Here is a 14,498-nt window from a genome sequence, read left to right as displayed (position 1 = left end):
GCCTCTCTTGCTCATGCTCCTCTCCTATGCAGGGTTATGCTACGGTATCCCCTCGGCAAAGCCCATACTCTGGTTTCCCTTTTCCTCTATCCCCGCACTCCTTTACTCGTATCTCGTCTTTCGAAAGAAACGGAAAGACGATACCCTGAAGATGTTGTCGGCCTGTGCTCTTCTCATTGCAGGTGTGATACAGTTTTCGGGATACGCCTGGGTTCACATCGTCTATCTCCCTTTCCTCATCGGACTGACACTCTTCTTTGGTCCTGAGACCATCATCCCGCTCAGTCTCATGGTGCCTCCCCTCGAGATACGCCACCTCCTCGGCGGAAACCGCATGGAGGAGGTCTCCTTCAGTGCAGGGTTGGTCCTGACGGTGTCGGTGCTTTCCGTTGTTCTGACAAGGATTAAGAAAGAGGGAGACATGGTTAAGAAGTCCCTCTCAAAGCTTCGGGCCGAAGCCGACGATATCGGTTCCGGGACTGCCATGGAGACCATCAGCGGAGACGGCCTCATTTCCCAGCACTTGTCGTCTTCGAAGAAGACGGACGAGGAGATAGGTGAGATCCTCCTCCTCGCAAAACATCTCCTGTCAGCAGATTCAGTGAGCATGTTTGCGCTCAAAGGGAATGCCCTGACACTCAGGATCTCCACTGATGATCAGCAGAAGGCGGTTTCCGATAGAGGGCCTGTGGAGGTCTGCATAGAACGGAGGGCGTCCGTTGTGTCAGGCGCGAATCCTGCGCGAATCGCAACGCCCGTTTTAGACGGCAATTTCGTTGCAGGCGTGCTGACGGCTCAGAGGAGTTCAGCAGGGACCTTCGAACATGCCGACATCAGGACACTCGAGATGCTCTCATATCATGTTATGAGGATCCTCCACCGCCAGCGTATCTATGCGCAGATAACGAGGGAGCACGCGGGACTGAAGATCCTCAACGAAGGCAGTTCGAGTCTCATCGGGTCGCTGAAAGTAGACGTCATTGCTCGGAGCCTCATAGAGTCCGCTTATCGGATAGCCCCCCTCTCGATAGCGTTCTTCCTGTCGCGGGGGACCCTTTTTGAACTCATCCACCAGGTCGGTCTTGTGCCGCCCGAGGACAGACTCGTTGACTTCAGGAATTCTCTCATCGCCATGGCGGTCCGGAACCGCGAGCCCCTTTATTTTTCCGATCTGAAAAACAACCGTGTCCCCGCACTGCCGTTCAAGTCGGGCAATCCGGCCTCCATCTTTATGCTCCCCCTTGTTTATGAGAAGGAGCCCCTGGGGATGCTCATCTTTCTCTCCGAGAAGACGGGGATGTTGAATTCATACCAGCTTGAGCTCCTGGAGGTCCTGGGGAACCAGGCGGCATCGTCCCTCGTAAACGCGAAATTCCACTCAGAGATCGAAAGGATGGCGATAACCGACGGTCTCACCGGACTCTACAACCACCGTCACTTCCAGGAAGAGCTCTCCTCCGAATTTAGGAGGCTCGAGAGGTTTTCCGATCCCTTTTCCCTTCTCCTCGTCGACATCGATTTCTTCAAGAAGGTGAATGATTCCTACGGCCATCCCGCAGGCGACGAGATCCTGCGGAGAGTTTCCGGGATCATGAGGGAGACGGTGAGGAACATTGATATCTGCGCCCGTTACGGCGGCGAGGAATTCGCTGCAATCCTCCTCGGGACGAACCACGAGGGTGCAAGGAAGATGGCCGAGAGGCTGCGGCGGGCTGTCATGGAAAAGACCTTCTCCCTTGACGGAAAGGACCTGAGGGTGACGGTGAGTATCGGCTCAGCCACCTCTCCTCGGGATGCAGGGGTGAAGGAGGAACTCATCGGGAAGGCTGACAAGGCTCTCTACCATGCGAAGAGGAACGGAAGAAACCGGTGTGTGCTCTGGAACGATATCAAGGGGGTCTGAAGGCCTGAAGAATGGAACCGTTCATCAGCTCCGTGACAGACGAGGAGATCCGGCGTGAGCGGGCAAAGGCCCGTGAGCTGAGGAAGACCCAGTGGTGGAAACGGCGGTGCGCAGAGGGGCTCTGCTATTACTGCGGGAACAAGGTCGATCCGAAGGAACTCACCATGGACCACATCGTACCGGTCATCAGGGGCGGGAGGTCTGTCAAGGGGAACGTCGTTCCCGTCTGCAAGGAGTGCAACAACAAGAAGAAACATCTCCTGCCGATGGAGTGGGAAGAGTACCGTGAACGTCTGAAAAAGGAGGAATTCTGATATGGTAAAATATTAAGATGTCCCGGCATGAACTCATCATCGAGGGCGCAAAACAGAACAACCTCAAGAATATCAGCCTGAGGCTCCCCCACAACAAGGTCATTGCGATTACCGGGGTGTCGGGCTCGGGGAAGTCATCCCTTGCGTTCGATACCGTCTTTGCCGAGGGGCAGTGGAGGTTCATCGAATCGATCTCCAGTTATGCCCGACTCTTCCTCGAAAAACTCGACAGGCCTGATGTTGAGGCCATCCACAACATACGTCCCGCTGTCGCCCTTGAACAGAAAAACCCTGTGCGGGGCTCCCGTTCTACCGTCGGAACCCTCACCGAGATCTACGACTATCTCAGACTCCTCTATGCAAAGGTCTCGACTCCTCACTGTCCCCGGTGTGGCAAGGAGGTCAGGAAATGGGATACATCTGAGGTGGCCCGAAAAGTCATTGGCGAACATTCCGGGACAAGGGCTGCGATCGTATTCGAGACAAAGGAGCCTCTCGATGACCTGGCGAAGAGAGGGTATCACCGGATCTTTATCAATGGCGAGGCGAGGGATATTCCCGAGTACCGGTCGCAGATCTCTGATCTTCACGGTCACGGGTCAATGGCCAGCCATGAGCAGTCATACGACGTTGTTCTTGACAGGCTCATCATCCGGGATGAACCGAGACTCTCGGATTCCATCGAGATGGCCTGGAGAGAGGGGCATGAAAGCCTGAAGGTGATACTTTTCCATGACAAGCAGGAATCACGGGAGGTGCTGCGATTTTCATCCTCTCACGCCTGCGATGAGTGCGGGGTGACACTTCCTGAACCCTCGCCCCTCCTCTTCTCCTTCAACCACCCCGTCGGCGCCTGTCCCGAGTGCAAGGGGTTCGGGAACATCCTGAAATATGACAGCGAACTTATCATCCCTGACAAGCACCTCTCCCTGTCGGAGGGGGCTATCGAGCCGTGGGAAAAACCTGCTGCGAAATGGTGGAGACGACAGTTCATCGAGGGAGCAAAGAAAGCAGGCATGGATATCCGCAGGCCCTATAGAGAGCTCTCTACAGAAGAAAAGAAGAAGATCTTTGAGGGCGATCCTCAGTTTTACGGGATAAACGATTTTTTTGAGGAACTCGAAGGCAAGAGGTACAAACTCCATGTGAGGGTCTTTCTCAGCAGATACCGAAGCTCCGTCACGTGCCCGGCGTGTAAAGGCAAGAGATTGAAGGGCGAGGCCCTTGCATACCGGGTCTCGGGCAAGGACGTTGCCGAAATTTGCGACATACCGGCATCAAGACTCCTCGGTTTCTTCAGAGATATCGACCTTTCTCCCTTCCAGAGGGATGTGGCAAAAGAGCTGCTCCGGCAGACCGTGATGAAGCTCTCTTTCCTCCAGAGGGTCGGTCTCGGTTACCTGACCCTCAGCAGACAGGGAAGAACGCTTTCCGGCGGTGAGTATCAGCGGATCAATCTCTGTAACCAGCTCGCTTCGTTTCTTACGGGAACGCTCTATGTCCTCGACGAACCGACGGTGGGGCTCCATGCGAGGGACACGGAGATGATAGCAAAGGTCCTTTCCGAACTTGCAGAGACGGGGAACACCGTGCTTGTTGTGGAGCATGACAAGGGCATTATTGAGAATGCGGACTGGGTTGTTGAACTTGGACCCGGCGGCGGCCATAGGGGCGGCGAGATCATTTTTTCAGGGCCCATGGGAGACTTTATGAAAGCCGATACACTGACGTCACGGTATATCAGGAGAGTGGAGAAGATACCGGTCAGTCATGCTCCCAAACATACTCCTTTGAGTGGGAAAGGTGAGCTCGTCCTCCGTGGGGCCAGGGGCAATAATCTGAAAGACATCACGCTCAGCATTCCCCTTCGCTGCCTGACAGCGGTAACAGGGGTCTCAGGATCGGGCAAGAGCAGTCTCATCGTGGATACGCTTTACAGGGCCCTGGCAAAGCATTTCGCGATAGAGCAGACCTCTCCCCTGGCCTATGATTCCATGAGCGGCATGGAGTTCGTCAGGGGACTGAGGATCATTGACCAGACTCCCATCGGGAGGTCGCCCCGTTCGAATCCTGTCACGTATTTGAAGGTCTTTGATCAGATCAGAAAACTCTTTTCCACTTTGCCTGAGTCCGGCGTGCACGGATACGGCCCCGGGTTCTTTTCCTTTAATGTGCCGGGAGGAAGATGCGAGACATGCAAGGGAGAGGGCTATCAGAAGCTCGAGATGTACTTCTTTGAAGACATTTACGTAAAATGCGAAGACTGTAACGGGAAAAGATACAGGCCTGAAGCCTTGAAAGTCACCTATGACGGCAAGAACATCGATGATGTTCTCAACATGACCGTTGATGAGGGCGCGGTGCTCTTCGCCGATGTGCCTGCAATAGCGAACGTCCTTTCCCTCATGGAGGACGTGGGCCTCGGCTATCTCAAACTCGGTCAGGCTGCGACGACCCTTTCCGGCGGAGAGGCGCAGAGGCTCAAGATATGCTCGGAGCTGACTTCGGGCAAGAGGCAGGATGTCTTGTACATCCTGGACGAGCCTACGGTGGGCCTCCACTTCAATGACGTGAAGATGCTCATAGACGTTCTGCGGAGGCTCGTGGAAGGAGGGAATACGGTCGTGGTGATCGAGCATAACCTCGATGTTATTGGAGCCTCAGACTGGATTGTGGATTTGGGGCCTGAAGGCGGAGAGGCAGGCGGCAGGATCATCTTTGAGGGAAGGCCCCAGGAAATTATAAGGGCGAGCGAGTCCTATACGGGAAGGTACCTGAAGACTGCACTCAATGGGCGGAAGGTCTTCAAAACTCCTTAAAGACCTTTGCCAGCGAGTCCCCTGCCACGTGAATCCTGAATTCGTTGAAATAACCGAAGGGAGTAGTCATGACGTCATAGCCAGTCCTTTGGAGCCTCTCAACCGCCTCATCGAGGAGACCTTTCGCAAACTGAGGCGAAGACTTGCTTGAGGAGAGGTGGTTGAAGGAATGGAATACCACATTCCTCGTGTTGAATTTCCCTGCGATCCATTTCGTGTTCTTCACGAATTTCTGGAGCACGCTCTCTCCCTTCGCCTCGTCCTCTGCCTCTGCATGGAAGAAGATAACCACCGCATTTTTCACCGATTCCTCCTTTTCGACCTCGGGCACATCGGGGAGACTCTTCAATGCGGTCTTGTACCACCACCCGTGGGCGTAGAACATGAGAAGTTTCATGAATGATTCTCGAACAAATCAGTCGTTTGAGTCAAGAAGGCCAGCACTCCTTGCGAAGGATCATCGGCAACATCGATAGCTGCGTGAGCGGGAAGGCAGCACGCCTCAAAGCCTTTTATAATGCGATTTCCTATTGAAAGTGATGGCCAAATTGGGAAATCACCGGTGGTGCCCTCCGTATTAATGCAGTTCAGGACAAGTGAACGTGGCTGGTGGTATCGCTACAAAAGGCTTTTCGGCATACCTGCCTTCCCGCAAGATCAGTTGTGACAGCATTAATAACTCCTGGCCTCACGAAAGAAGAAGTGTTCTCTCGACCATACATATCAGGCCCCGTTTTTGTATAATAGCGATATGTTTTCCTATATTGCGAAAAGACTTGCCATGACGTTTCTTATCCTCCTCGGTATTTCAGCCTGTCAGGGCAAGCAGCCGTCAACGATGCAAACAGCTTCAGAGAATGTTTCTCCTGAGCCTGCTTATGGGGATGCGTTAATAGAAGGGTCAATCGGAGAGCCGACCGTTCTTATCCCGATGCTCGCGGGGGACAATGCATCGCATCAGGTTGCTGGCCTGGTTTTCAATGGCCTTGTGAAGTACGATACGGACTTGAGCATTATCGGCGACCTTGCCGAATCATGGGAGATCTCAAAAGACGGGCTCATCATCACATTTTATCTGAGGAAGGGCGTGAAATGGACCGATGGCGTCGAGTTTACTGCCGATGATGTGATGTTCGGATTCAAGACGATCACAAATGAAAAGACCCCGACCGCCTATGCCGAGGACTTCTTGCAAGTGAAAAAGGCTGAGGTGCTCGATTCATACACCTTCAGGGTTACCTATGAAAAACCTTTTGCCCCTGCGCTTTCAAGCTGGGGAAATATGGTAGTCCTTCCCAAGCATCTCCTCGAAGGAAAGGACATTGCGAAGAGCGATCTTACGAGGAACCCTGTCGGAGTGGGGCCGTATATGCTTAGGAAGTGGGTCTCGGGACAGGAAGTGATACTTGATTCGAACAAAGAATATTTTGAAGGCAGGCCCTATATCGACCGGTATGTGTATCGCATAATACCCGACCCCGCGACAATGTTCCTGGAACTCCGGACAGGCGGGATCGACCTCATGGGCCTCACGCCGCTTCAATATACGAAGCAGACAGAGAACGATTTTTTCAGGAAGAACTTCCAGAAATTTCGCTATCCGACCTTTGTTTACACCTATATGGGCTTTAATCTGAAGCATCCTTTTTTCCAGGACAAGCGCGTACGACAGGCGATAGCCCATGCCATAGACAAGCAGGAGATCGTCGATGTCGTACTTTTCGGCCTCGGCAAACCAGCTACGGGTCCGTACGTCCCGAACACCTGGGCCTACAATCCAAATGTGAAAAAATTTGATTATAACCCTGAGAAGGCAAAGCAGCTGCTCAAAGAGGCGGGATGGGAAGATACCAATGGCGATGGTATCCTTAAAAAAGACGGACGGCCTTTCAAGTTCACAATCTTTACGAATATGGGGAACAGCTCAAGGATGAATACCGCCACCATTATACAATGGAGGCTTGCGAAGATAGGGATAAAGGTCGATATCAGGGCCCTCGAATGGTCCACCTTCGTAAACCAGTTCATCGACAAGAGGCGCTTCGAGGCAGTGATCCTGGGATGGGGAATCGGCCTCGACCCTGACCAGTACGATATCTGGTTTTCGGGCAAGACAAAAGAGAAGGAGTTCAATTTTGTGAGCTACAGCAACCCAGAAGTCGACTCCCTTCTGGAGAAGGGCCGACGGACATTCGATATCAAAGAGAGAAAGAAGACGTATTTCAGGATGCAGGAGATACTCGCGGAAGAACTGCCGTACATCTTTCTGTACGTCCCGGAGGCGACACCGATCGTGCATGCGCGGTTCAAGGGGATAAAGCCCTCACCGATCGGCATAGAATATAATCTCCCCAAATGGTTTGTGCCGAAGGCCTTGCAGCGGCACCAGATTGAGCCCTAGATGCCGGCATACCTGATCAAACGGCTTTTTGAGATGGTCCCCACGCTGTTCGGGATCACCCTGGTCTCTTTTTTCATCATTCACCTGGCGCCGGGCAAGCCGACGGACATATTCACCGAGCTGAACCCGAAGATCACTCCCGAGGCAAGGGAGAAGCTCGAGAAGTACTACGGCCTCGATAAGCCGATCATTGTCCAGTACGGTATATGGCTTAAGCGCGTGGTTAAATTCGATTTCGGCGAGTCTTTTTCGGCGGACCACAGACCTGTCATGCAGAAGATCTGGGACGGCAAGCGGCCCCTGATTGAGCGGAGGCTCTTTGTGACCTTCATGATCAACCTGATGTCCCTTGTTATCATAATGGCCATTGCGATACCGATAGGAATCTCTTCTGCAACCCGTCGGAATTCCCGCTATGACAAGATAATGACAACAACGGTTTTCCTAGGTTTTGCAATGCCATCCTTTTGGTTCGCCCTTCTCCTCATGATGCTCTTCGGCGTTCAGCTCCACTGGCTTCCGATCTCTCAACTGAAGTCTATGAATTTTGATTCGCTTTCGTTTGCCGGCAAGATCTGGGATGTGGCGAAGCATCTCACCCTTCCTATTTTTGTCTCGGCCTTCTCGGGACTTGCCTATGATTCAAGATTCATGAGAAGCAGCATGCTCGAGGTGATTAGGCAGGATTATGTGACAGTGGCAAGGGCAAAGGGTCTTCCCGAAAGAATTGTCATTTACCGGCATGCCCTTCGCAATGCCCTGCTTCCTATTATCACGCTGCTCGGGCTTTCGGTCCCGGGCCTCATAGGTGGGAGCGTTATTTTCGAGAATATCTTTGGCATCCCCGGCATGGGACAACTGTTTTACATGAGCGTCATGACAAGGGACTATCCCACTGTTATGGGTATTCTGACAATGGGTGCTATATTGACACTTGTTGGAAATCTGCTGGCAGACATAGGATACATGTATGCAGACCCGAGGATACGGGGGAGGTAGGCTGTGGGAACTTCGAGTTTCATCGGCATCTTCTGGGTTCGCTTCAAGAGAAACAAGCTTGCTCTTGCCGGGGGAATCATTGTATCGCTCCTCTTTTTCGTCGCAACACTTGCACCCCTCATTGCGCCCTACAATGCTCATGACATCGATAGTAAACACGTCCTTGACCCTCCGGACATACATCATCTCCTAGGTACTGACGATCTGGGAAGAGACGTGCTGAGTAGGATGATCTGGGGTTCACGCATATCCCTTGCCGTCGGTTTCGTAGCAGTCGGGATCGCGACCGTTATTGGAGTGATACTTGGAGCCGCTTCCGGGTATTACGGAGGATGGACAGATCGGATCATCATGAGGTTCATCGACATTATGCTCGCCATCCCGACGTTCTTCCTCATCCTTGCGGTTATAGCCTTTGTGGGATCGAGCATATGGAATATCATGATCGTCATAGGGCTTACGTCATGGATGGGAGTGGCCCGCCTTGTCAGGGCGGAATTTCTCTCCCTGAAGGAGAGAGAGTTTGTCCTGGCGGCCAGGGCGGTGGGGGCGGGAGACCTAAGGATCATCTTCCGGCATATGATGATCAATAGCATGGCGCCGGTGCTTGTTTCGGCCGTTCTTGGCGTAGCTGGGGCAGTACTCGTCGAATCAGCTCTCAGCTTCCTCGGTATCGGTGTCCAGCCGCCGACGCCGAGTTGGGGGAATATTCTCACTCTGGGAAAAGACAACATCGAGATCGCCTGGTGGCTCTCGGTTTTTCCGGGACTTGCCATCCTGATCACGGTGCTCGGCTATAACCTTCTAGGCGAAGGGATCAGGGATGCCATCGATCCGAGACTGTGGGAAACAGAGAGACGGTGAAGTCTGATACGAGGCGCACCGCACATGATCGAAAAACCCGATTACAAAAACCGCCATGAGTAAAGCCCCATCGACCACTCAGTTCTGTCATTGCGTCTTGTTCGCAATCTTTCTTCGAAGAAGGATTCCCGACAAGCGGGAATGACAGTGATGGGACATTATCTATGACTTCCTTCGTATCCACGTCGTGAACCATGGACCATGAACCTCCTGTCAACCTTCGAGACGCTGCATCAGCAACCCCCTGCCCTGAGAGGGCACTGAAGAACCTCGAGGCCTTTTGCGAAGCAAACCCTGCCTCCGTCGATCTTCTCAGGACAGAAATAAAGCCGGTTTCCCTTCTCTTCAGTATCAGCCAGTTCCTCGCCACTTTTTCGATAGCGAACCCTGAAATCCTCTTTGAAGCCGTAAGCAAAGTTCATCTGCCTCTTGACGAGAATGAAGTCCGCACCTCGGTGAAGCGGATCGGCGACGAAGCATTGCTTCAGCCTAAGGAACGGCTCATGAGCATGGTCCGCTTTCTCAAGAAGAAGAGCCTCCTCGATATAACACTCAGGGATATCTTGGGCATGGCTGATATTGCGGAGAGCATGTCCGAGTTGAGTCTTCTCGCCGAGATCATCGTCGAAGAGTCGCTACAGATCGTGAGGTCTCAGATACGGGAGATATACGGAGAGCCTGAGGACTGGTCTTTTACGGTCCTTGCCGTAGGGAAACTCGGCTCCCGCGAGCTGAACTTCAGCTCCGATATCGATCTTCTCTATGTATATAAGGAAGAAGAGGGCGAAACGAGCGGGGTGATGACACCTCAGCGGACCGTGAAAAACAGGATAGGCAATCATGAGTATTACTGCAAACTCGGAGAGGCCCTGAACAAGTTCCTCTCAGCCACGACGGAAGAGGGGTTTGGATATCGCGTTGATCTCAGGCTGAGACCGGAAGGACAACGGGGAAACCTGGCGATTTCTCTCTCAGCGTACGAGACCTATTATGAGTCCTGGGGGAGGGCCTGGGAAAGGGCGGTCCTTCTGCGGGCGCGGCCGATCGCAGGCGACATGGATCTCGGCAAGGCTTTTCTCGAAATGGTAAAGCCCTTTGTTTACAGGAAATATCTCGATTTTACCGCCATCGAAGAGATACGGAAGATGAAGTCGAAGATCGACGAAACTTTCAAGAAGGACGATATCAAGAGGGGTCGCGGCGGGATACGCGAGATAGAATTCTTCGTCCACGCTCTCCAGCTGATCTACGGAGGGAAGGAGCCTCTCCTCCGCGAAAGAAGCACGATCAAGGGCCTCTACCAGCTCCTCCAGAAAAACCTCGTGGGTTATGAAGACTATTCCATTCTCTCTGATAATTACCTCCTCCTCAGAAGGCTCGAGCACCGTCTCCAGCAAGTCAATGACCTCCAGACCCATTCACTCCCTTCGGGAGATCAGGAGCGTCTTGCGCTGAGCAGGAAGATGGGATTTCCCGATACCGAGACGTTTTTCAGTGAACTGGACAAGAGGCGGAGCATGGTGAGGAGGATCTATGACTCACTCTTTATCGAGAGAAGAGCGGCGCCGAGAGAAGATCATAAGACATCACTCCTCCTGTCCGAGGAACTGTCGGATGGTGAATTCAGGAACCTCCTTACAGATTATTCGATTAAGGATGTGGGAAGAGTAATACGGAACATTCATCACATCAGGGACAGCACACGCTCGTTTCAGACTCTCAGGGGACAGAGGCTCCTCAGCGCTGTCCTGCCGGCCTTTCTCCGGGAGGCACTGAGGACCAGGAACCCTGATACCGCTGTCAACAATCTCGAGTCCTTCGTGACGATCCTCTCTTCGGAAGAGTCCTATCTCGACCTCTTCGCGAAGAACGAGAGACTCATCCCGATCCTCATACGGCTCTTCTCACAGAGCGAATACCTGGCGAAGACCATCATGAAGAGACGTGAGTATCTCGAACTCCTCGGGCATGAGATCTTCCCGAGAAAGACCCTTGCCTCGCTGAAAGAGGAGCTGAAGGGAATTACTTCAGCGGGTCAGCAGATCGCCGAAGCGATACGGATATTCAAACAGATGGAAGAGATCAGGCTCGGGATTCTCTTCCTGGATAGGAAGATCGATGTCATCCGCTTAATGAAGGAGCTCTCCAAGACTGCCGATGCAATCGTGTCTCACTGCATGGCCGCCCTCGGTCCTTCCGATAATCTCGCGGTAGTCGGCCTTGGGAAGTCAGGCGGCAGGGAACTTACCTTCGCCTCGGACCTTGATCTCATATTTGTTTGCGACGATTCAGTGACCGACAGCGCCATAAAGACGGCCGAGAGGCTCATCAGGCTCCTGATCTCTTACACGCAGGACGGCACGGCTTACAGTGTGGATACCCGCCTCAGGCCCGAAGGTTCAAAGGGCCCTCTCGTTTTGACAGTCGAGGCCTTCAGGGATTACTACCTGAGGGCCGCTCACTTCTGGGAGTTTCAGGCCCTGCTGAAGGCAAGGCCTCTGGCAGGAGACAGGGCAGCTGGATACGGATTTATGGCGGTGAAGAAGAGAGTCCTCACAGAAAAGGGTGAGCAGGTCGCCGTTCAGGACGTCAGGGCGATGCGGGAGCGGATCGAGAGAGAGATCTCGAAAGAGGCCGAAGGATATGATATAAAGCTCGGCCCCGGCGGTCTGGAGGAACTCGAATTCACTGTCCAGTATCTCCAGTTGAAGAACGTCCGACGGCATGATCGCCTCCTCGTGCAGGGAACGCTTGACGGAATAGGAAGGCTCTGGAAATACGGCGTCATAGACAAGATGACAGCTCATGTTATGAGGGATGCCTATGTCTTTTTTCGTACCCTCGAGAGCTTCCTCAGACTGGTCAATGAACCTGTCCTGAAAGAAGGTTCGATGGTTGCGCTTATGGCTTCGGAACTGATGGAGATGAAGGGAGCTGATGAACTCATTACTGTCCTGAGGGAGAAAAGACTGAAGGTGAAAGAAATGTTTGAGAAGCTCGCATAATAACCTTCGGTACATGTCAAAGCCTCAGTCGATTCAGAATATACGCTGGCGGTGAGCAGTATTATGAACCGCCTCTGGAAAGATTCAGAGGCCCCAACGACAGGAGCTGATCGTTCTCCTGCGCACTTGCCTCCGATGACCTCCATATTGCCAAGCTGCCTTCCCTGTGATACCCTGATGACAGGAAGATGGCGGCCCGATGGGGGCTTCCGGAAACGGGCCGTGGGCCTGTTCAGAGACATCAAGAGGCAAGGAGGAAGTATGGACAGAAGGTCTTTTCTGAAAACCGCTGCTGTAGGATCTGTGGCTCTGGGTGTGGCAAGAGAGGTTTTTGCTGCAGAGAAGTACTTTCCATCGAAGGTGGACCCGAGTCTCTTCGAAACGATTAACAGGGCAAAGGACCCTTCAACGAAGTCCCCCCTGGAAAAATCACATGCCCCGTTTATAACAGCGCCGCCAAAGGTGAAGGCCGGAGAACCCTTTGCCGTTGAGGTGAGAGTCGGCGAGAATCTGCATCCCATGGGGCCGACACACTGGATCGAATTCATAGCACTCAATATAGGAAATGAGCCTGCCGGCAGGATCGATTTCCAGCCCAAGGGCTACCTGAGCCCAAAGGCAACGTTCACGGTGGTCCTTCCAATGGAATCCGCACCCTCCGGCAAGGTTACCCTGGTCGCCAATCAGCGCTGCAACCTCCATGGCTACTGGGAATCGAGCCTTGATGTGAGTGTCGAAGCCTGATTTCAGCAGGTCCTCTTTTAACCCGCGTGGGGGGGTCCGAAAGGGGACCCCCCAAGGGAAGAGAGGACCTTCGCGTCATCCGGGGAAAGACTCTGTACCGAAGCCAACGCACAAGACATGCTGCGCCGAGCTCTATGATATGAGCCCTGACGACCCTTATGATCTGAATCGGTTTCTCAGCGCTCAGGGAGGCGTCTACGAGAGAGCACTCGCTGAGCTTAGGGCTGGTGAGAAGCAAACTCACTGGATGTGGTTCATATTTCCGCAGATAGATGGATTGGGATACAGTCCAACGGCGAAGCATTACTCAGTCAAGAGCTTAGAAGAAGCCCGACAGTATCTGAACCATCCCGTTCTCGGCAAAAGGCTGTTGGAATGCACCGAGGCGGTACTAGCTCTCACGGGCAGATCAATTTCAGAAATCTTGGGCCATCCTGATGACTTGAAGTTTAAGTCATCGATGACGCTGTTTGAGAAGGTAGCAGGCTCAGGTTCTGTGTTTTCCTTCGTCCTTGACAGGTACTGCCACGGAGAGCGAGATGCCGCAACGCTCAGATTGTTAGAGACGCCCACGTTTCTCGAATGAGAAAAACCATTTTACCCTGAAACGAGCACCGCATTCCTCTAATCCAAGTGGATCGGCAAAGTTCACCGGGTTATTGGAAGTGTAAACGTATTTGTTTATTGCGCCCGCCGTATCTATTGGGTCGTCGCTGATGAACCTTTGCAACTCAGGACTGTAATATCGTGCCCTGTAATAATAGAGCCCTGTTCCATCGTTCTCTCTTTCGGTGTATTGAAAAGGATTGTCACTTGCTTCGCCGTTAATGGTCACATTTCCGAATGGGTCATAAGAATACGGGGTTCTAACCGCTCCTGTTTCATCTGTCAAAGCAATCACACTTCCAAGAGCATCAGTCTGATAATATCTCACTGTGCCATCAGAGAATTCGCCGCAGATGAAAGCGGTGCTTAATGCGAGAAGAAACCTTCAGCTAACGGCTCGCGACAAGAAAGAAGCGTACTGGATGGACATCGCAAGGCATAATTAACGATAGGGATGCGTATTTGGATCGGAAATCTTGCGTCACGTGAAAATCACCCAGCGGGAGTTAATCGGTGTACATCACAACAAGGATGTGCAGTGTGCTTTCGAAGGTAAAATATGTTTGTCAGTGAACGGTGCAGCTTACCCGGATTGATCACAAGGGGGTGAGGATGAAAGACGGTCCCCGTTAATTCTGTGACCGGGAGCCGCTTTCTTCAGGAATGATATCAAGGACGATTTTTTCGGTCCGCCTGATAAGAGTAACGGGAAAGCTCTTCCCCACGGTCTCCTCAGTCAGCAGCTTGTGGAGCTCATCGATCCCGGCGACCGGCTGATTGCCAAAACCGATAATGACATCACCTTCACGCAGACCCGCTCTCATCGCAGGGCTGTTGATTTCG

12 protein-coding genes are annotated in these 14,498 nt (G+C 52.8%); 9 read left to right on the top strand and 3 right to left on the bottom strand.

What is annotated here, in order from left to right:
- The first annotated feature begins 13 nt into the window (after positions 1-13).
- The 3 genes from VFG09_09310 to uvrA are packed head-to-tail and all read left to right on the top strand — an operon-like array spanning position 14 to position 5,036.
- A complete protein-coding gene (locus VFG09_09310) occupies positions 14-1,903 on the top strand; it encodes a diguanylate cyclase (protein ID HET6515342.1) in 1,890 nt (629 codons plus the stop codon).
- 11 nt (positions 1,904-1,914) lie between these two features.
- Positions 1,915-2,217, top strand: a complete 303-nt coding sequence (locus VFG09_09305; GenBank protein HET6515341.1) for an HNH endonuclease — start codon at positions 1,915-1,917, stop codon at positions 2,215-2,217.
- A gap of 17 nt (positions 2,218-2,234) precedes the next feature.
- Positions 2,235-5,036: an excinuclease ABC subunit UvrA gene (uvrA, locus tag VFG09_09300; protein HET6515340.1), complete on the top strand. Its 2,802-nt coding sequence runs from the start codon at positions 2,235-2,237 to the stop codon at positions 5,034-5,036.
- Here the strand turns inward: uvrA and VFG09_09295 are convergent.
- On the bottom strand, positions 5,023-5,433 hold the full coding sequence (locus tag VFG09_09295; protein ID HET6515339.1) for a threonyl-tRNA synthetase editing domain-containing protein: 411 nt from the start codon (positions 5,431-5,433) through the stop codon (positions 5,023-5,025). The two genes, uvrA and VFG09_09295, sit on opposite strands and share 14 nt — an antisense overlap.
- 384 nt (positions 5,434-5,817) lie before the next feature.
- Between VFG09_09295 and VFG09_09290 the strand changes: the two genes are divergently transcribed.
- The 6 genes from VFG09_09290 (at position 5,818) to VFG09_09265 (ending at position 13,635) form a co-directional block, all read left to right on the top strand.
- Positions 5,818-7,437 (top strand): peptide-binding protein, encoded by a 1,620-nt coding sequence (locus tag VFG09_09290; GenBank protein HET6515338.1) that lies wholly within the window; start codon positions 5,818-5,820, stop codon positions 7,435-7,437.
- Positions 7,438-8,436, top strand: coding sequence for an ABC transporter permease (locus VFG09_09285; protein ID HET6515337.1), 999 nt, complete (start codon positions 7,438-7,440; stop codon positions 8,434-8,436). It begins immediately after the preceding gene.
- Between the two features lie 3 nt (positions 8,437-8,439).
- Positions 8,440-9,300 (top strand): ABC transporter permease, encoded by an 861-nt coding sequence (locus tag VFG09_09280; protein HET6515336.1) that lies wholly within the window; start codon positions 8,440-8,442, stop codon positions 9,298-9,300.
- Positions 9,301-9,494: 194 nt separating this feature from the next.
- Entirely contained in the window at positions 9,495-12,305 is a 2,811-nt protein-coding gene (gene glnE, locus VFG09_09275) for a bifunctional [glutamate--ammonia ligase]-adenylyl-L-tyrosine phosphorylase/[glutamate--ammonia-ligase] adenylyltransferase (protein ID HET6515335.1), read from the top strand.
- Between the two features lie 261 nt (positions 12,306-12,566).
- Positions 12,567-13,049 (top strand): class II SORL domain-containing protein, encoded by a 483-nt coding sequence (locus tag VFG09_09270; protein ID HET6515334.1) that lies wholly within the window; start codon positions 12,567-12,569, stop codon positions 13,047-13,049.
- Positions 13,050-13,188: 139 nt separating this feature from the next.
- A complete protein-coding gene (locus VFG09_09265; GenBank protein HET6515333.1) occupies positions 13,189-13,635 on the top strand; it encodes a DUF1810 domain-containing protein in 447 nt (148 codons plus the stop codon).
- On the opposite strand, the gene VFG09_09260 is transcribed toward VFG09_09265, so the two are convergent.
- Complete coding sequence (locus tag VFG09_09260; protein ID HET6515332.1) at positions 13,609-13,983, bottom strand: RHS repeat-associated core domain-containing protein; 375 nt, start codon at positions 13,981-13,983, stop codon at positions 13,609-13,611. The two genes, VFG09_09265 and VFG09_09260, sit on opposite strands and share 27 nt — an antisense overlap.
- 301 nt (positions 13,984-14,284) lie before the next feature.
- Positions 14,285-14,498: PDZ domain-containing protein (locus VFG09_09255; protein ID HET6515331.1), on the bottom strand; the 214-nt coding region annotated here is incomplete at its 5' end.

Source organism: Thermodesulfovibrionales bacterium, assembly GCA_035686305.1.
Classification (GTDB): Bacteria; Nitrospirota; Thermodesulfovibrionia; order Thermodesulfovibrionales; family UBA9159; genus DASRZP01.
Note: the sequence above shows the minus strand (reverse complement) of the source record. Positions and strands in the feature narration are given on the sequence as shown.